Origin of the sequence: Paenibacillus spiritus, assembly GCF_008710135.1 — a bacterium.
Taxonomy (GTDB): domain Bacteria; phylum Bacillota; class Bacilli; order Paenibacillales; family Paenibacillaceae; genus Paenibacillus_AQ; species Paenibacillus_AQ glufosinatiresistens.
Window position 1 is genome coordinate 95939 of sequence record NZ_VYKK01000022.1, and the last position, 17501, is coordinate 113439.

Here is a 17501-nt window from a genome sequence, read left to right on the forward strand (position 1 = left end):
CCGCTTAACCGTCTGCCGGAGAAGGTCTGAACGGGCTTGACAGGAGAGGCTTGCGGCCTCGCCGGCAGTCACTTAACGCCGAGGAGAGAAAGCTCGGAAAACGGCGGAAATTGGCGGTGCGAGCGTTCGTTCCCTCTTGACACCGTCGCTTCAAAAGCTTACGATTTGAGCTGACTTAAGCGCATAAGTTCATGCGCCAACCCGAATAGTGAAAGGAATGAGAGAGTTGGAACTGGCCTCTGTTATTCATGAACCGAAAGGCCCACTCTGCTATGCCGTCGATGCCCGCACGCTTCATATTCGTCTCAAGACCCGCAAGGGAGATGTCTCGGGGGTTACGCTGCTTGCCGCCGATCCGTTCAACTGGCGTCCTTCGCCGGAGACGGGGATTTATGAGTATGCGACCGAGACGATGCAGCGGGTCGAAATGAAGAAGGAATACGTAACCCGGCTGCATGACTGCTGGTTCGCCGAAGTAACGGATATTCCTTGGGGCCGCGTGAAGTACGGATTTGTGCTGCATGACGGCGAGACTTCCTGCTTTGCAGGCTGTCATGATTTCACGCCGATGGGAGAGAACGGAGAGCCGCCTGCCGATCATTCCAACTACTATATGTATCCTTACATCCTGGAAGAGGATCTGTACAAGGCACCGGCCTGGGTCAAGGATACGGTCTGGTATCAGATTTTTCCGGATCGCTTCAGCCGGGGAGGCCGGGAAGACGAGGCCGGGCTGCCGGAGTGGGGAAGCGAGGATGCCGACAGCTACGACCGCATCTACGGCGGCAACCTGGAAGGGATCGTTACGCGGCTGGATTATATCAAGGAGCTCGGCGCTTCCGGAATTTATTTTACGCCGCTCTTCGTCTCCCCGAGCGCGCATAAATACGATACCAAGGACTACTTCCAGATTGATCCGCTCTTTGGCACCAACGAGATCTTTGGCACCCTGGTAAAAGAAGCCCACAAACGGGGCATCCGGGTCATGCTGGATGCGGTGTTCAACCACTGCGGCTACGAGCACCCGTTCTGGCAGGATGTGCTCAAGAACGGACGGGACTCCAAGTACTACGATTACTTCTATATTGTCGATCCCGAGCGACCGATTGCCCCGGAATCGCAGGAAGGCAAGTTCTATGGCGAGCATTTGAACTACCGGACCTTCGGTTTCACGGAATTTATGCCGAAATGGAATACCGCCAACCCGGAAGCGCGGGAATATCTGCTGAGCGTCGCTGAATTCTGGGTGAAGGAGTACGGCATCGACGGCTGGCGCCTTGACGTTGCCAACGAGGTGTCGCATGAATTCTGGAGAGAATTCCGCAAGCGGGTCAAGGTCCTCAACCCGGATATCTATATCCTGGGAGAGAACTGGCTGAACTCCAACCCTTGGCTGCTGGGCGACCAGTTCGACGCCGTTATGAACTATGAATTCACAACTCCTGCGGTGCGCTTCTTCGGGACGAACCTGCGCAATCAGGAGCCTTATGCTCCGACCGAGTTCATGCATGCGATCAACGAGCTGCTGATCGCCTATCCCAAGCCGGTTGCATCGAGTCTGTTCAATCTGCTGGACAGCCACGATACGGCGCGCATCCTGACCCTGTGCGGGGACAATCCGGATATCGCGGCTCTGGCCTATGTGTTCCAGCTGACCTATGCAGGCAGCCCGAGCATTTATTACGGCGGCGAAATCGGTCTCGGGGGAGACGAGCGCCACAACCGGCGCTGTATGCCCTGGAAGCCGGAGCAGCAGAACCGGAAGCTCTACGAGACTGTGCGCCGGCTGATTGCGCTGCGGCAGGAGCATCCGTCTTTCCGGGAAGTGGACATCGAATGGCTGCAGGCCGACGATGACAAGCGGACCTTGATCTACCGCAAGAACGCGCCTTCCGAGACGCTGTATGTCCTGATCCACCACTCGGCGGAGCCGCAGTCGGCTGACGTTCCCGAGGACTGGAAAGGCCGCAGCCTGACCGATTTAATGACGGGAGAGACCGTCGACGGAGATGCTCCTCTGAAGCTCGGGCCGTACGGCTTCCGCCTGCTGCTCGACCGTAAATAAAGCCTGCGTAAGCGCGGATTGCCCGGCCTTGGCCTTGGCGCCGCGCTTTTTTGGAAGACAGGGCTGGCAGGCCGCGGTCCCATTCGATAAGATGGAAGGGTCAGGAATAGAGAGAAGGAGGAGATCATATTGAACCTCAATCAAGAGAATTGCCCCGAAGCGGGCACCGGCGCCTCCGGGCTGCAGAGACCGGAAGCGATCATCTTCGACATGGACGGCACGCTGTTCCAGACGGAGAGTCTGCTGCTGCCGGCGTATCACAAGATGTTCGACATTCTGCGGGAAGAAGGCTTGTATCAGGGGCCAACGCCTCCCGATGAGCGAATTCTTAGCGGACTCGGGATGCTGCTCAAAGACATCTGGATGAAGGTCATACCTGAAGCGGACGAATCCGTTCACCGCCGGGCGGACGAAGTGCTCCTGAAGCTGGAGATTGAAGGGATCGAATCCGGCGCCGGGAAGCTCTATCCGGAAGTGGAGTCTACACTCCGCGCGTTGAAGGACAAAGGCTTCCGCCTGTTTGTCGCCAGCAACGGGCTGGAGAATTATATCCACAGCATTGTGGTGGTGAACCGGATGGAAGACCTGTTCGACGGGCTCTACAGCGCCGGGAAGCAGGGAACCGAGACGAAGGTGGAGCTCGTTCGCATGCTGCTTGAAGAGAACGGCATCACGCGGGCCTGGATGGTCGGCGACCGGTCCTCCGATGTGCAGGCAGGCCAAGAGAACGGCCAGACCGTCATCGGCTGCGCATATGCGGGCTTTGGCAAGAATGACGAGCTGAAGGGCTCCGATGTCATTATTCATTCGTTCGCCGAGCTGCTGGAGCTGGCAGACCGCAGTCGTCAGGAGTAGGGAGACGAAATTTCCGGTCGCCCGAATCATTTCTTGTCCCGCTTTCTCATAAAGTGTACAAGTCTGTACCCTTTGGCATGGGAGTGAGGAAGCTTGAGCGTCCAAATGCTGTTCAGCTACATGATTTTGGGATTGACGCTGGCCGCGCCGATCGGGCCGGTGAATTCGGCAAGACTGGATAAGGGAATCAAGCACGGATTCTGGAACGCCTGGATCGTGGGAGTGGGGTCAATGACGGCTGACGGCATTTTTATGCTGCTCATTTTTTGGGGGCTGGTCAGCTTTCTCAACATTCCCGAGGTCCAGGTTTTTCTGTGGCTGTTCGGAGCACTGGTGCTGGTCTATTCCGGCATACAAGGCATCGGTTCGGCTCAGGAGGTGGACTTCCGGCATTCGGATAGGAGGCAGGAGCCGCTGTTCCGAAGTTTCCTGGTAGGATTCATGGTGTCCATTTCGAGTCCGCTGTCCATTCTGTTCTGGCTCGGGATTTACGGGTCGATTCTCGCCCGGACGGCCCATTCCTACGGCACCACGCATCTGTTGATTTACAGCAGCATGATCTTTCTGGGGCTGGCGCTGTGGGATGTGGCGGTCGCTTCGTTGACGACAGGGCTCCGCCGGTTTTTGAGCCGGAGAATGCTGACCGTTATTTCCGTGCTCTCCGGCGCTTCGCTCATCGGCTTCGGCATCTACTTCGGTATTCAGGCCGTTAAAGCGTTGTGGAGATAAAGATTTCTTCAGACGGAAAAATACCGGATAGGCCGCATAGGTTCCGGCCGCCAGAAGAAACGAGAGAACCATAAAAGGCCCGGCATTGCGGATACCGATGCCTGACCCCAGAAAATACCCTGTTCCGATGGTACAGCCCACGCCAAGCAGAGAGAGCTGCCACCAGGCCAGACGGCCTGTGAAGGATCGCTCATAGTCCCACCTCCGAATGGCTAAGGTGCGCAGCCGGGCGATATTCTATTCCTGCGCAGGCTGAACCGCCGTTTCCGGGGTTCCCGGAAAGGCGGTCATCCATCAGAAGAAGGATTCTATTCTTCCGCGCTCTTGGGCGCTGCGGCTCCCGTTCGGTTCTTGTGCAGCCACAAGGCGTATTCAAGCGGGCGGACCAGCGCCTTGCGGTAGGTCTCGCGGTCGCCCGAGCGGGCGAATACTTCCCGTGCCGGCTTCGGGTTGACCTCCAGGATATAAATATTCCCGCTGCGGTCGATGGCCAGATCCAGCGCCAGTTCGCAGAGCGCCCCGAAGGTCCCCTCCAGATAAGCGGCCGCATCCAGACCGAGCCGTTCCGCCGTCTTCATCGTCCGTTCGGCCGCTTCCGCGCTGCCCAGCCACTCGCGCAGCAGCCGGGAAGCGCGGACTGCGCGCCCCCCGCCGTGCAGATTGGAAGTGACGCTGCCCGCCGGCCCGACCCGTCCGGCCATGCCGGTCAGCTCCCAGGCACCCTGGCTGTTCTTCTGCACGAGCATCCGGTAATCATGGACGCGTCCGTTCGGAAGGCGCAGCGGAATGCCCTCCTGAATCAGAAAGCGCCCGCCGAGACACCATTGCCGGACTACCGATTCCAGCCGGGACAGGGTAACCTTCCGCGGGGGAATCATCCGCCGGTTCTGCCGGCGTCCTTGGATGTCGTACTGCCCTCCTCCGGAGAGGCGCTCGATGCGCAGAATGCCCCGTCCCCCCGTCCCGTTGATCGGCTTGAGATAGAGCACCCGCGCTTTTCCGAGCATACGCTTCAGGTCTGCGGAGGAATGGTACAGCACCGTCTCCGGCAGATGGGGCCGGAAACGGCTCTTGTTCCAGAACGTCTGATGAATGGTCCACTTGTTCCGCAGAGGACGATTCAGGAAGGTGAGATGACCGTAGCGGGAGCGGAATCTTAGCAGCTGCTGGAAGCGCTCGGAGCGCTGGATGCGGCAGCGGTCGTAGATCATATCGGGAAAAGCCCGCCACCGCCGGGTCCACTGGCCCGTGGCCGGGTCTACGGTCAGGGCATGAATCTTGTCGCCGCCGGGGTTTACATCCATCGGCGTGAAGACATAGACGTCGAGCCCCAGTCTGCGTCCCTCGGCAATCATTTTGCGGTAGACGGGTTTCTCCTCAAGTTGTCTGGCTTGGTTCAAATAGAGGGTCAGAATGCCCAATACAGGTTGCGGCATCGCAATTCACCTTCTTGCTTCTATAGGATGGCCGGCCAGATGGCGGGAATACTGGATGATCCGTTCCAGCGAGAGCCTGCGGATCGGCGGTTCGTCGAATTTCATGGGCCGGGAATTGGCTTCGAAGAACCAGAGGCCCCCTTCTCGGTCCACGCCCAGGTCCATCGACATTTCACCCAGTGCGGAAGCGCTGGCCCGCTCGATCTGCCGGGCAATGAGCAGCGCGGCCGCAGGCACGCTTCGGAGGATGGCGGCGCTCTTCTCGGCTCCGAAGACGTTGTCCAGCAGCTTCCCGGGCTCCTCGATGCTGCCTCCGCGCGGCACATGGGTAGTAATGCTGCGCGCGCCAGCCAGCCGGGCGCCGATGCCGGTCACGCCCCAGACCCCGCGTCCGTTCTTCTGCACAAGCACGCGCAGATCGAACGGACGGCCCCGGTAGGAGGAGAGGTCAATCGCCTGCTGGACAATATAGCGTTCCTGGCCTCTCTCCCGGCTGATCCGGTTCCAGAGCCGCTCCATCGATGCGGCCTTGTACGTTAGATGCCGCTGCCCGGACTGTACCTGAAGCCGGTAGGGCAGAGGGTGGTCGGGAACATATTTCAGCCGCATGATCCCTTTTCCGGCTTTGCCCGCTTCAGGCTTGAGATAGAGGGAGGAATGATTCTTCAGCAGAGCCTTCAGCGTAGCTGCGCTCCGGAGCTTGCGGGTCTCGGGGACATGCCGGGCGGTCGCCCGGGAGCCCTTCAGCCACTCGAACAGATCCCATTTATTGAAGAAACGCGGATTGAACAGACGGATGGAGGGATGCTCCAGCAGCTCGCCGATTTTGCGGAGCACCGCCGGCTTGCTCTCCTGTTCCCGGCTTGGAATCCGGTTATAGACGACCTGCGGCAGCGGCATAATCTCGGTATTCCAGTTCCGGCGCCCCGGGCCCGGCACATAGCCGATGATGTCCGTCTCCTCCAGCCGCAGATCGCGGACGGTTACCACATACACGAGGCAGCCGAGCTCGCCTCCCGCCCGGATCAGATCCCTGAAATTGCGCCGGTTGCCCCGGAACTGCTTCACCGGATGGCTTGTCGTCAGAATGGCGACAACCGGCCGTCCCTCGGCTGAAGTCGAATGGATCACAGATCATCCCTCCTGCGGAACTTGCTGAGGTACAGGCAGTGTTCCAGGATATGCTCAACGGAAGCTTTGCCTTCAGCGCGCAGGGAGGGGTGGCGGAAGATGGAGCGCCCGGGCTTGGCGTTCGCTTCGAACATCCAGATGTTCTCTTCCTGATCGATGCCGAGATCGAACCCGATTTCCCCGATCAGATGGCGGTGCTGGGCTTCCAGCGCTTCCGCCAGACGGATCGCGGTCGCCTTGGCCTGCTGGAGCACCTCGTCGGCCCGTGCGCCGAAGACCCGGCCAAGCGCCTGCTGCGGCGTCATCAGCGAGCCCCCGTTCTTCAGGTGCGTCGTCACGCTGCCCCGCCCGGCCTTCTTGGCGCCGATGCCGACAACGACCCACTGGTTGTTCCCGTTCTTGTGCATATGGAAGCGGAAGTCGATCGGGCAGCCGTCGATTTCGATCAGACGGATGCCCTGCTGCACCACATAATTCTGCAGGCTGCGTCCGTGGCGGGACTCCAGCATCCGCATGAGGCTCTCGAAGCTGCCGAAGCGCAGCAGCACATTCTTGCCGCCCCGGCGGTAGCGGGCGAAGTAGCCCCGCTTGGGCAGATAGGTCAGCCGGTAGATGCCCATGCCCAGGCTCCCGGCCGACGGCTTGTAGTAGACAAAATGGTGCCGCTCCAGCATCTCCTTGATGAGCTCGGGAGCAGGATTGCTGTGGGTCTCCGGCACATAGCGGACGGCGGCGGGATCATTCTCCATCAGCCGGTAGATGTCGGATTTATTGAAGAAGCTCCAGTTGAAGAACGGGATTCTCCTGCGGATGAACCGTTCGCGGAGCTGGCTGATCGCCTGGGACGTCTCGGCCCGCCTGCTCGGAAGCCGGTTATAGACGACATCGGGCAGGGGAACGAGCTTGCGCTCGAACCGTCCGGCGGCATTCAGGAAATACCCGTTCACCCGTTCCTGCTGCCAGTCGATGTCGCGCGGGGTGAAGGCGAAGATGTAGCACATGCGCCCGCCTTCCCGCAGAAGCTGCTTGATGAACCCGGTGCGCGAGCCGAACGGGTTGGCGGAAGAGAGCGGACCGTCGGAGAGAATTCCGACCAGCGGCCCGAGCTGAACCTCATCGTTCTGCAGGTTGCGCAGGTAGACGCCCCCGGTCTTGGGCACCTTGATGGCATGCTGGACGCCGGAGGCGAGGAACAGATGCTTCCCGGCGCGTTTGATCGGCTTGATCACCGCCGGGATCGTATCCTTGCCGAGCCGGACCCGGATGCTGCGTTTGCCGGACAGCTTCAGACTCTTCATCAGCGAGCCCGAGATGTAGACGACCCGTTCAGGCTTCTTGGTGAAATGGATGTTGCCAAATGTAAGACCCATTTATGAATCCTCCTTAGGATCATTGTCTAGGAAAAGCCGCCGGCCGCCTGGATTGCAGCAGGCAGCGCGCGTACCGCAGCGGATTCTCGGCCGCCCGGCGTTCGGCTTCGGTGTCGCCCGTCAGCCGGAAGACCGTCCGCCCCGGCTTGGAATTGGCTTCGAGCAGCCAAATGCGGCCGCCCGGATCGATGCCAAAATCCAGGCCAAGCTCACCCAGCCTGCCGAATCCGGCTTCCAGCAGCGGCGGCAGTCCGGCCGCCGCTTCGCGGACATCGCGCAGGACGGCGGCGGCCGCCCCGGGCCCGAACTCGGCCGCGAGGAAAGGCTCCGGCGGCACGGCGGTTCCGCCGCCGTGCAGGTTCGAGGCCGCCGTGCCGGGGCGGCCCAGCCGGACCGCCATGCCGCTGACCGTCCAGCGGGCCCGGCCGTCCTTCTGCGCCAGCACGCGCAGATCGAACGGCCTTCCCGCCGAGTCGCACAGCGGCAGGCAGGGCTGCAGGAGATACGGTCTGCCGGCGGTGAACCGGCGGACCGCATCTCCGCCCTCCGCTTCGTCTGCATAATCGCGGACGAAGGAGCGGTTGCCGGCGTCCCGGCCGGCGAGGCGGAGCCCGCCGCCCGGGAGCCGGACGGCGCGAAGCACGCCCCGGCCCTGGGAGCCGGCCGCCGGCTTCAGGAAGACGCCGTCCTCGCGCTCGGCCAGTATCAGCGCGAAGCCGCGCCCGCTGTAGAGGTGCGTCTCCGGGAGCAGTTCCGCCGCCGGCGATGCGGTGAGATGCCGGTGGACGCGCCACTTGTCCGGAAGGCCGCGGGACAGGGGAACGGCTCCCCGCAGGGCGTTCAGCGCGGCGCCTGCGGCGCGGCGCTCCCTGGCGTCGGCGGGGAAGAAGCGGTTGTAGAGCACGCCGGGAGCCGGAGAGGCGCATTCCTTCCAGCCCGACGGCGTCCGGACGTAGCCGTGCGGGATGGAACCGTCCGGGGCGACGCCCTCCGGCGGGAAGAGGATCAGCTCGAGGCCGAACCGGGGGGCAAGCTGGCTGAGCCGGGAGGCGAACTCGGGCTCGGTGACGGGTGCGGGTCCCTGGCCGCGTCCGGTGAGGACGCCAAGCCTTCCGATCATCGTATCGCTCATGACGCCACCTATAAATTGGCCAGATAGCGGCAGTATTGGATCATTTGCTTGACGGAGGGACGGATCTTCTGATCGGCATTGAGCGGCGTGTTGTCGTTCTTGGACGGCTTCGAATTCACTTCCAGCAGCCAGACCCGGCCGGACTGGTCCATGGCGAGGTCAATGCCAAGCTCCCCGAAATGGGCGGGGATATAGGCTTCGATGCCGCGGGCGATGGCGAGCGACGCTTTCGTAAGCTGGAGAGTGGCGTTGTCCCGCGTTCCCGCCGGGAGGTTGCTCTTGCTTACCGCTTCTTTGACCGTGCTGAGACTGCCCCCCCGGGCCAGGTTGGAGACAAAATGGTTATTGCCTGCGGTCCTGGCGACGATGGAAGTCACGCCCCACTTGCCCGTTCCGTTCTTCTGCACCAGTGCCCGGAAATCGACCGGCCGCCTGCCGACTTCGATCAGGGACAACCCCTGCTGGATCTGGTACCGTGTAGTGCGCATCTTGGGAGCGACCGCCCGGAAAAGCTTGGCGAGACTGGGATAGCTGATGGTGCGGGTCCCGAGCGGCGTGGTGGTCTGGAGACGGTAGCTGCCGCCCTCCTCGCGGGAGATCCGCAGAATGCCCTTGCCGAGACTGCCGCGCACCGGCTTCAGAAAGACGACCGGATAGTGGGCGCACATCCGTTTGATCAGCGGGAAGCCGCTGAGCGCGTGCGACTCGGGAAGGTAGCGCTGCAGGGCAGGGTCCTGTCTCAGCGCCTCGAACACTTCGGTTTTGTCGAGGAACTTTTCATTGAAGAAGTGGGTACCGTACCGGGATTTTACTTCCGCAAGGAATTGCTGTACGCTAGGCTTATTCTCTGCTTTGCGCGAGGTAACACGGTTATTGATGACGTCGGGCACGGGGAGCTTGCGGCGCTTCCAGCCTCCCTCGTAGATCCAGCCGACGATGCCGGAGCCGGACGTCTCGAGCGCTTCGGGCGTGAAGAAGCAGACGAAAGCGCCCTGGGCGTGACAGGCGTTCGTCAGCTCGCGGCAGAAGAGGGTGATCGGACCGAACAGGCGATCCGGATGGTCGGGATACTCCCGGCTGACCAGAACGCCGATCAGCGGCCCGAGCCGGATCGTGCGGGTGCCGGGAACATAGGACATATTCAGCAGATTTCGGGAATCCCAGCCGGCCCGGCGGGCCAATCCCTCGCTGACGCGCAGATTGTCGGACTTTGGAACCGGTATGACGGTGACATCCTGACGGAATGAACCGAAGGCGAGCTGAAGCGGACCGTGAACCGGAATCCGGAGCTTTCGGACGTACTTGTCGCCCAGCATGATGGCGTTCTCCTGAAGAATGCCGGAGTGTACGGTGTGAACCGGGATTTTGAGCTTTGACATCTTGAATCTCCTTCCGGTGAGCAGCATGATGCCGGTTGCCTGCTGTCAGGGGGTTCATATCATTCATCATATGGAGTCGTTTGCCCCTTGGTGATTGGCCTTGGCGGCCTCCATAGAGAAACGGAGGAACGAAGCAATGAATATTTACGACAAAGCGCATGAACTGGCGCAAGCCATCAAGGAGAGCACAGAGGTGGCCGACATCATGGCGGCGATGAAGCTGGTAGAAGCGGATCCCGCGAGCCGGGAGATGCTGGACAACTTCCGCACCAGCCAGCTGGAGCTTCAGCAGCGGATGATGGAAGGCGATATGCCGGCGCCGGAAGAAATGGAGAAGATGGAGAAGCTGTTCGAGGTGTTGAACCTCAATCTGGGCATCCGCCGTCTCTTTGAAGCCGAGCGCCGCCTGAGCGGTGTCATCGAGGATGTGAACAAGATTATTGCAGAGAGCCTGCAGCATCTGTACGGACCGGAACAGGCGTAAGACTTGTCTCATATTACGCTGCACGCTCTCATAGACTAGAGCATAGACTTCCGATATGAAGGAGATGCTTAAGTACAATGAAGAAACGCAGCAAAATCAAACACGCGCTCAGCCTGACCGTTGCCCTTGGAATGCTGCTCTTTGCCATCCCCCAGCTGTCGGTCCGGCAGTCCGGCCCCGTCTTTGCCTTCGGTATCGCCTGGGCGGTATTCGCCCTGATGGTTATTGCCGCCCATCTGCACTTTCTGATCGGTGTCGATGCCGAACGGGCGAAGCGCCTGGAAGCCGTCCGCCGCGCGAAGCTCTCGCGCTGGGAGGACGATTGGCGGAGAGAGAGAAGCGTGGCGGGCAAGCTGTAGACCTGCCGCCGACACATCATACGACCCGCAGATCGGCACCCTTTAGGGGCCGGGTCTGCGGGTCGTTTCTATTTCCGATGAAGCGCGGCCGGACGGCAGCTGAAGGAGACCGTCTGCGCTTGTATCGGGCGTCTGCACCTGTGTATAATGAATACAGAGTAGTACAGATCGGATAGTGGAGGTGTAACAGATGGAGGGACAAGGCGATGCCGTTACCAAGCACGAACAGCTGCTTCAGCATATCGAGACGCTGAAGGTCGGCACGAAGATCTCCGTCCGCAAGCTTGCCCGGGAGCTGAACGTGAGTGAAGGGACGGCGTACCGGGCCGTCAAGGAAGCGGAGAATTTGGGAATCGTAATTACCAAGGAGCGAATCGGCACCGTTCGGATCGAGAAGAAACCCCGCAACATTTCAGAACAGCTTACGTTCGCCGATGTTGTGGAGATTGTGGAAGGCCATGTGCTGGGAGGAGCGGCCGGCCTGGACAAGCACTTGCACAAATATGTAATCGGTGCGATGAAGGTGGACGCCATGATCCGTTATATCGACGCGGACAGCCTGCTGATCGTCGGCAACCGGGACGATGTGCACTCAATGGCCCTGGAACAGGGGGCCGGAGTCCTGGTAACGGGCGGGTTCGGCACAAGCCGGGAGGTCAAGGCATTCGCGGACGAGCTGTCGCTTCCTGTCATTTCTTCCCGGCACGATACCTTCACCGTCGCCTCGATGATCAACCGGGCGATCTTCGACCGGCTGATCAAGAAGAAGATCATGCTGGTCGAGGATATCGTGGGCCGCAAGCCGCGCCCTGAGCTGCTGAAGATCACCAGCACGGCCGCGGAGGTCCGGCGCCTCTCCCGGGAGAGCGGAGACACCCGGTTCGCGGTGACGGACGAATGGAACCGGGTTATCGGAATCGTCGGCCGCCGGGATGTGGAGGAGCTGGAGGACTCGGCTTCGATCGAGAAGGCGATGGTCCGCGGGCCGGTGACGGCCGGACTTTCTACCTCGCTGGCTTCGGCCGCCCAGATCATGATGTGGGAAGGCATCGACTTTCTCCCGATTGTAGACCGCAGCCGCAAGCTGGTCGGCGTCGTCACGCGCCGGGAAGTGATGCAGAGCCTCCGGGATGCCCAAGGGCAGCCGCAGCTTGGGGAGACATTCGACCATCTCATCTGGAACGGATTTGCGGAGGACCGGGACGAAGAGGGACGCTTGTTTTTTCACGGCCTGATTACTCCGCAGATGGCGACCGACCTCGGGACGATTTCGGAGGGTGTCCTGTCCACACTGATGACCCAAGCCGCTTTTCGGGCGGCCAAGGACAGAACGGGAGGCGACTATGTGCTCGACAGTCTCTCGACTTACTTCGTTCGTCCGGTCCAGATCGAGGATCCGATTCTGATCCGTCCGCGGCTTCTGGAGAGCAGCCGGCGCACCTGCAAGCTGGAGATCGAGGTGCTGCATCTCGACAATCTGGTGTGTAAAGCCGTTATGCTGCTTCAGTCCCTGGATCACGGTTGAAGCCGGAAGCCGCCCTGGAAACGGAATGGTACTTTTGCGTTATATATGTGGTTCCTTAGTTTACATTTGATCCATTTTCATTGCTATTGAAAAATCGTTTCTTTAAAATTGCAATTAAGTAAAGGGGTTTTCTGAAAAGACCCCGTTTTTTTCTTTTCCGGGAGATAACGCTCAGAGAAAGGAAGGATGCAATTTTGAGGAAAATGATGATCCACGCTTATGCCAAGCTGAACCTGGGCGATGATCTGTTCATCAAGATGCTCTGCGAACGATATCCGGAGACGAGGTTCGTTCTTCCTGCCGAGAAGGCGTACAAAGAATGTTTCCGGAACCAGGCCAATCTCAGCGTGCGATCGGTGGAAGCCATTTGGCTGCGCGCCTTCAAGAAGGTGCTCAAGCGCTTCCGAAGCCTTGAAGTGGAGAAGCTGTATATCAAGTGGCTGGCTTTCCGCTGCGACGGCGTTGTGCAGATTGGCGGATCGGTGTTCATGGAGACGCCGGGATGGGAAGAGCATCTGGAATGGAAAAGGGAGGTCTACGGCCGGCGGAAGCCGTACTTCATACTGGGAGCGAACTTCGGCCCCTGGAAAGACCCGGCCTTTCTGGAGCGGCACCGCGAAGGGTTCGCCGGCTGCACGGATATCTGCTTCAGAGACCGGCACTCCTTCGAGCTGTTCCGCGATCTCGGGAACGTGCGGGTGGCGCCGGATATCATCTTCGGCTATCCCGTTCAGACCGTTCCGTCCCGGCCGGAACTTTCTTCCTCAGCCGGCAGGACAGCGGTCCTGTCCGTAATCCGTCCCTCCGACCGGGAGAGTCTGAAATCGCTTGACGAACGCTACTACGACAAATTTCGCGATCTCTCCGTTGCTCTGATCGAAGCGGGATACCGGGTTGTTCTGATGTCGTTCTGCGAGCATGAAGGCGACGAAGAGGCTGCGGAAGCGATCAGCGCCCGAATTCCCGTCGGGTATGCCGACCGGGTGTCCTGCTTCAAGTACCGGACGAATCTCGACGAGGCTATCGCCTGCCTGGCCGGAGCGGATTTGATCGTCGCCACCCGGTTCCATGCCATGATTCTCGGATGGCGCTTCGGCAAGCCGGTCTATCCTGTCGCCTACAGCGACAAGACGCTGCATGTGATGGATGATGCCCGCTTCAGCGGCGGCTACGGCGATCTGAGACATCTGGAGGATATGGTTCCGATGGACGTCGTGCGCAGCGCGGAGACCGGACGGCTGAATGTGTCGGGACTGGCGCGGCGGGCCGAATATCATTTTGAACGGCTGGATCATTATCTCGGGCGCAGTCCGGGAGAAGAGGAATCTGCGGAGAACGCGGGCCGCCGGGTTCTGGCAGGGAGGAACCATGAGAACTAGACGGAGCCTTCTCAATCTCGCGCTCGGCCTCGGCAGCCAGCTTGTCACCATCGTACTCAGCTTCTTCATTCCCCGTCTGCTGATGGTCAATTACGGATCGGAGGCGAACGGGCTCGTCTCCTCGGTGATCCAGATCATCGCCTATCTCTCCCTGCTTGAGGCGGGAGTCGGTTCCGCGTCGCTGCAGGCCCTCTACAAGCCGATTGCCCAGGGAGACCGTTCCTCGATCAACGGCATTCTGTCGGCAACCGCCCTTTATTACCGCAAGACGGGATTCTATTACATGCTGGCCGTTATCGGCATCGCTCTCGTCTATCCGCTTGCCGTGGAGTCCGGTTTTGCCGCCTGGCAAGTCATGGGCATCGTCCTCTTCAACGGCCTGGGCGGCGCCATCAACTATTACTATCAGGGCAAATTCCGGATCTATCTCATGGCTGAGGGCAAGAGCTACATCGATACCTCGGTCGTTACGGTGGGCAACATTCTGAACAGTCTGCTGCGGATTGTTCTCCTGATGCAGACGGCGGATATAGTGCTGGTACAGGCCGTATTCTTCGCGGTCACGCTGCTGCAGATGGTGGTCTTCCATCTCTACAAGAAGCGCCATTACGGCTGGATGGAGTTCGACCGCACGCCCGATCTGGCGGCCATCGGCCAGAAGAATTTCGTGCTGCTGCATGAGCTCTCCTACATGATTTTCCGCAATACGGATGTGCTGATTCTGACGTTCTTCACCAATCTGAAGGTGGTCAGCGTCTATGTCATGTACAACATGGTCTTCAACATCGTGGACAACATCGTGAACACGGTGAACGGAAGCGTCAAATTCGCCCTCGGACAGAGCTTCCATGAGGAGCGGAGCCGGTTCCTGAAGCTGTACGATGCGTATGAGCTGTATTTTATGTCCTTCGTCTTCTCGGTGCTGACGGTAACGTACGTGGTTATGCTTCCGTTCATCACGCTGTACACGGCGGGCGTCAACGATACGCAATATGTGCTGTACTGGCTGCCGGTCCTTTTTGTGGCCCAGAAACTGCTGGTCAACGCCCGGTCTTCGGCGAACAATGTCATCAACATTGCGGGTCATTTCAAAAACACCCTGAGCCGCTCCCTGCTGGAGTCCGGCATCAACCTGGGCGCTTCGCTCGTTCTCGTGCATTTCATGGGCATCTACGGCGTGCTGCTCGGCACGATTCTGGCCCTCGTCTACCGCTCGGCGGACATCGTCATCTATGCCAACCGGCGTCTGCTGGACCGCAGTCCCTGGATTACTTTCCGCCGCTGGCTGGTCAATATCGCGCTGTTCGCGGCCATAGTCTTCGCCGCCGACCGCCTTGACTTTGCCTTCGATTCCTATCTCTCGATTATCGTCGGAGCCGTGCTTCTCGGCTGTGTGGTGCTGCCGGTGTACGCCGGGGTCGCATCGCTTCTGGAGCGGGAGGTCTTCCGCTACAGCCTCGGCATGTTCCGCGGAATCGGGCTGAAGCTGAGAGCGAAGCTGATGCCGGGCAAGCCTTCGGCCGATGCGTCCTGAGGCGGCGCGGCAGCGGAGCTCGGCTGCCGCTAAGCCGCTGCTGTCCGCCACTGAGCAAGCCCGAGATTTATTACCTGTACATGGAGGGATGCGCATATGATACAGCAGGAACAAGGGGCCGCCGGAGCCGAAAGGCGGCTGATGGATGCCCTGGCGGATGAACTGTCCGCAGGCGGGGGACGGCTGCAGAGCGGGGCGCTGAGCGGAGAAATCCGCGCTCTTGCGGACAGGGAAGAGACGGAATTCCGGGAATCGCTGGATACGCTTGCCCGGCTGGCGATTCGGCAGGCGGACGGCAGGGATGCGCCCGGTGCGCTGGCCCTGTATCTGCGGAGCCGGCCGGAACTGGACGGTACGCCCGAGGCGGAGCGTCTGGCCGGGGTTCTGGCCAAGCTTCGCACGGGCGGCTCTGCCTTCCGGGAATCCGCCGGTTCGCAGGCCGCCGGTAAGGAGGCGGCGCCCAAAGTCAGCGTCATCATTACGACTTACAACCGCCGGGACTTTCTGAAGCAGGCGGTCGAGAGCATTCTGGCGCAGGATTATCCGAACAAGGAAGTGACCGTCATCGACGACGCCTCCACGGATGGAACGGACACGCTCATGCGCGGGGCATTCGGCGGCGAGGAACGGGTATTCTATATGCGGAACGAGGCCAACCGGGGCCCCGGCGTCAACCGGCTGGCCGCCTTCGAGGCGCACGGCGACGGAGAATTCGTCCTGTTCCTGGACGATGACGATTATCTGATCGACCCCGGCTATTTCAGCCGGGCGGTCGCTTTTCACCGGGAACACCCGGGTCTGTCGTTCGTCGCCGCCAATGTCTTTCTGGAGTACACCGCGGAGCGGCGGCTGGATCTGCAGGAGCTGGGACTGGCGGAGATTACCGGGCGGCGGGATTTCTTCCTGAACTTCGAGCGGCCGGGCTACGGCAAGCCCGCCTCGACGCTGACGACGGTCTTCCGGCGTCAGGCCCTGATCGACATGAACATCTCGCAGATGAACATGGTGAATGACTCGTCCATTTATCTCCGCTCGCTGCTGGTTGGAGACGCCGGGTTCATCGACTGCGTCGCCGGAGTCTACCGGATTCACGGCAGCAATATCACCTTCAGCCTCAGCCGCGACTTCCTGGTGCGCAATCTGGAAGAGAAGCGGAGCATCCGCCAGCTTGCCCTGGATCGCTACGGCTACCGGAACCAAGAGCTGACCCCCTGGTTCGAGAACACTTCCTATGATACGATCGTCTACTATCTTAGAAATTCCGCGAAGACCTCGGAGGATTACAGCTACATGTTCCGCTGGACCCGGGACCACTGCCCGGGGGTATACGGCCAAGTGAAGCGGGAATTCGGCCGCAAGCGGATCAAGAAGCAGATCCTCCAGGTGCCGCTGGTGCGGATGCTGGTGCGGCGCTGAAGGCGGGCCGTGCAGGCCGAAGCAGGCCTCTTCATAGCAACAGAAGCAGAAGCCGCCGGGGCTAGCGTCCCGGCGGCTTCTTGGCAATGGATGTTTATTTCAGACGGATGTTTCTTTCTGTTGAAGGTCTCTTGTTGACGGCTGAACTTTCTTTGGAGTCCAAGGCTGGATCTTCTTGGACGGATAGCCGTCCCGGAGGCCGCTACGGGCGGCGCGCCGGCCCGATCTCCACCCAAATCTGCAGCACGCCTTCCATGACAAGCATCGTCCGGATTGTGACAGCATACTCCTTGTCCCGGACGATATAGACCTTGCCGCCGAGCAGCAGGCGGGCCATCTTGGCGTCGGTGTCGATATCGAACACGCTCCGTCCCCGCATCGGGGCGAGATCGGCCCCCAGCCGGCTGACGATATCCTTGACGGTAACCGCATCCGGGACGGATGTCTCGCCGCGCGCGGAGGCGTCCTCGGCGCGGATTTTGATCTCCTTGATGACGGAGCTGCTGTTCTTGTATTTCTTCAGCGTAACGATGTCTTTCTCGTATTGGGAGAGCCGGACCCGCAGGTCCTGATTGTCGAGCCAGAGCGCATTGTACCCGGCGTGAAAGACGGAATTATAGAATACGCTGCCGAGCACCATGCCGAGCACGCAGGAAGCGGCCAGCTGCGAGAACCGGCGGAACCGGCCGAAAGGAGGAATCCGCATG

15 protein-coding genes and 1 pseudogene are annotated in these 17501 nt (G+C 60.4%); 9 read left to right on the plus strand and 7 right to left on the minus strand.

Annotated elements, in window-relative coordinates:
* Nucleotides 1-217: 217 nt before the first annotated feature.
* The 3 genes from F4V43_RS15350 (at nucleotide 218) to F4V43_RS15360 (ending at nucleotide 3649) form a co-directional block, all read left to right on the plus strand.
* Nucleotides 218-2065 (plus strand): alpha-glycosidase, encoded by a 1848-nt coding sequence (locus F4V43_RS15350; RefSeq protein WP_150459135.1) that lies wholly within the window; start codon nucleotides 218-220, stop codon nucleotides 2063-2065.
* 129 nt (nucleotides 2066-2194) lie between these two features.
* The gene (locus F4V43_RS15355; RefSeq protein WP_223879917.1) at nucleotides 2195-2920 is read left to right on the plus strand and encodes an HAD family hydrolase; all 726 of its coding nucleotides are present in this window, start codon (nucleotides 2195-2197) and stop codon (nucleotides 2918-2920) included.
* Between the two features lie 93 nt (nucleotides 2921-3013).
* A complete protein-coding gene (locus F4V43_RS15360) occupies nucleotides 3014-3649 on the plus strand; it encodes a LysE family transporter (RefSeq protein WP_223879918.1) in 636 nt (211 codons plus the stop codon).
* A gap of 27 nt (nucleotides 3650-3676) precedes the next feature.
* Here the strand turns inward: F4V43_RS15360 and F4V43_RS20110 are convergent.
* The 6 genes and pseudogenes from F4V43_RS20110 to F4V43_RS15385 form a co-directional block, all read right to left on the minus strand.
* Nucleotides 3677-3859 (minus strand): annotated as a pseudogene (locus F4V43_RS20110) (amino acid permease); the annotation flags it as partial.
* 98 nt (nucleotides 3860-3957) lie between these two features.
* Nucleotides 3958-5085 carry a YheC/YheD family protein gene (locus F4V43_RS15365; RefSeq protein WP_150459136.1) on the minus strand — a complete coding sequence of 376 codons (1128 nt, stop codon included), beginning with the start codon at nucleotides 5083-5085 and terminating at the stop codon, nucleotides 3958-3960.
* A 6-nt stretch (nucleotides 5086-5091) separates the two neighbouring features.
* Entirely contained in the window at nucleotides 5092-6216 is a 1125-nt protein-coding gene (locus tag F4V43_RS15370) for a YheC/YheD family protein (RefSeq protein WP_150459137.1), read from the minus strand.
* Nucleotides 6213-7586, minus strand: a complete 1374-nt coding sequence (locus F4V43_RS15375) for a YheC/YheD family protein (RefSeq protein ID WP_150459138.1) — start codon at nucleotides 7584-7586, stop codon at nucleotides 6213-6215. The genes F4V43_RS15370 and F4V43_RS15375 overlap by 4 nt, the downstream gene beginning before the upstream one ends.
* A 19-nt stretch (nucleotides 7587-7605) precedes the next feature.
* Nucleotides 7606-8718 (minus strand): YheC/YheD family protein, encoded by a 1113-nt coding sequence (locus F4V43_RS15380; protein ID WP_150459139.1) that lies wholly within the window; start codon nucleotides 8716-8718, stop codon nucleotides 7606-7608.
* 8 nt (nucleotides 8719-8726) lie between these two features.
* A complete protein-coding gene (locus F4V43_RS15385; RefSeq protein WP_150459140.1) occupies nucleotides 8727-10097 on the minus strand; it encodes a YheC/YheD family protein in 1371 nt (456 codons plus the stop codon).
* A 136-nt stretch (nucleotides 10098-10233) separates the two neighbouring features.
* Between F4V43_RS15385 and F4V43_RS15390 the strand changes: the two genes are divergently transcribed.
* From F4V43_RS15390 to F4V43_RS15415, 6 genes are all read left to right on the plus strand, one after another.
* Nucleotides 10234-10581 carry a YlbF family regulator gene (locus F4V43_RS15390; protein WP_150459141.1) on the plus strand — a complete coding sequence of 116 codons (348 nt, stop codon included), beginning with the start codon at nucleotides 10234-10236 and terminating at the stop codon, nucleotides 10579-10581.
* A gap of 77 nt (nucleotides 10582-10658) precedes the next feature.
* Nucleotides 10659-10940 carry a hypothetical protein gene (locus tag F4V43_RS15395; RefSeq protein WP_150459142.1) on the plus strand — a complete coding sequence of 94 codons (282 nt, stop codon included), beginning with the start codon at nucleotides 10659-10661 and terminating at the stop codon, nucleotides 10938-10940.
* A gap of 190 nt (nucleotides 10941-11130) precedes the next feature.
* Complete coding sequence (locus F4V43_RS15400; RefSeq protein ID WP_150459143.1) at nucleotides 11131-12465, plus strand: DRTGG domain-containing protein; 1335 nt, start codon at nucleotides 11131-11133, stop codon at nucleotides 12463-12465.
* 203 nt (nucleotides 12466-12668) lie between these two features.
* Nucleotides 12669-13844, plus strand: coding sequence for a polysaccharide pyruvyl transferase family protein (locus F4V43_RS15405; protein ID WP_223879925.1), 1176 nt, complete (start codon nucleotides 12669-12671; stop codon nucleotides 13842-13844).
* On the plus strand, nucleotides 13834-15378 hold the full coding sequence (locus tag F4V43_RS15410) for a lipopolysaccharide biosynthesis protein (protein WP_150459145.1): 1545 nt from the start codon (nucleotides 13834-13836) through the stop codon (nucleotides 15376-15378). Before F4V43_RS15405 ends, F4V43_RS15410 begins: the two co-directional genes overlap by 11 nt.
* 96 nt (nucleotides 15379-15474) lie before the next feature.
* Nucleotides 15475-16794 (plus strand): glycosyltransferase family 2 protein, encoded by a 1320-nt coding sequence (locus tag F4V43_RS15415; RefSeq protein ID WP_150459146.1) that lies wholly within the window; start codon nucleotides 15475-15477, stop codon nucleotides 16792-16794.
* Nucleotides 16795-16996: 202 nt separating this feature from the next.
* On the opposite strand, the gene F4V43_RS15420 is transcribed toward F4V43_RS15415, so the two are convergent.
* Nucleotides 16997-17500, minus strand: coding sequence for a hypothetical protein (locus tag F4V43_RS15420; protein ID WP_150459147.1), 504 nt, complete (start codon nucleotides 17498-17500; stop codon nucleotides 16997-16999).
* Nucleotide 17501 lies beyond the last annotated feature (1 nt).

What these genes read in the sequence shown, in the direction of transcription:
- F4V43_RS15350 (WP_150459135.1), top strand. Translation starts at nt 218, where the DNA reads ATGAGAGAGTTGGAACTGGCCTCTGTTATTCATGAACCGAAAGGCCCA.
- F4V43_RS15365 (WP_150459136.1), bottom strand. Translation starts at nt 5,085, where the DNA reads ATGCCGCAACCTGTATTGGGCATTCTGACCCTCTATTTGAACCAAGCC.
- F4V43_RS15375 (WP_150459138.1), bottom strand. Translation starts at nt 7,586, where the DNA reads ATGGGTCTTACATTTGGCAACATCCATTTCACCAAGAAGCCTGAACGG.
- F4V43_RS15380 (WP_150459139.1), bottom strand. Translation starts at nt 8,718, where the DNA reads ATGAGCGATACGATGATCGGAAGGCTTGGCGTCCTCACCGGACGCGGC.
- F4V43_RS15385 (WP_150459140.1), bottom strand. Translation starts at nt 10,097, where the DNA reads ATGTCAAAGCTCAAAATCCCGGTTCACACCGTACACTCCGGCATTCTT.
- F4V43_RS15390 (WP_150459141.1), top strand. Translation starts at nt 10,234, where the DNA reads ATGAATATTTACGACAAAGCGCATGAACTGGCGCAAGCCATCAAGGAG.
- F4V43_RS15395 (WP_150459142.1), top strand. Translation starts at nt 10,659, where the DNA reads ATGAAGAAACGCAGCAAAATCAAACACGCGCTCAGCCTGACCGTTGCC.
- F4V43_RS15400 (WP_150459143.1), top strand. Translation starts at nt 11,131, where the DNA reads ATGGAGGGACAAGGCGATGCCGTTACCAAGCACGAACAGCTGCTTCAG.
- F4V43_RS15405 (WP_223879925.1), top strand. Translation starts at nt 12,669, where the DNA reads ATGATGATCCACGCTTATGCCAAGCTGAACCTGGGCGATGATCTGTTC.
- F4V43_RS15410 (WP_150459145.1), top strand. Translation starts at nt 13,834, where the DNA reads ATGAGAACTAGACGGAGCCTTCTCAATCTCGCGCTCGGCCTCGGCAGC.
- F4V43_RS15415 (WP_150459146.1), top strand. Translation starts at nt 15,475, where the DNA reads ATGATACAGCAGGAACAAGGGGCCGCCGGAGCCGAAAGGCGGCTGATG.
- F4V43_RS15420 (WP_150459147.1), bottom strand. Translation starts at nt 17,500, where the DNA reads ATGCGGATTCCTCCTTTCGGCCGGTTCCGCCGGTTCTCGCAGCTGGCC.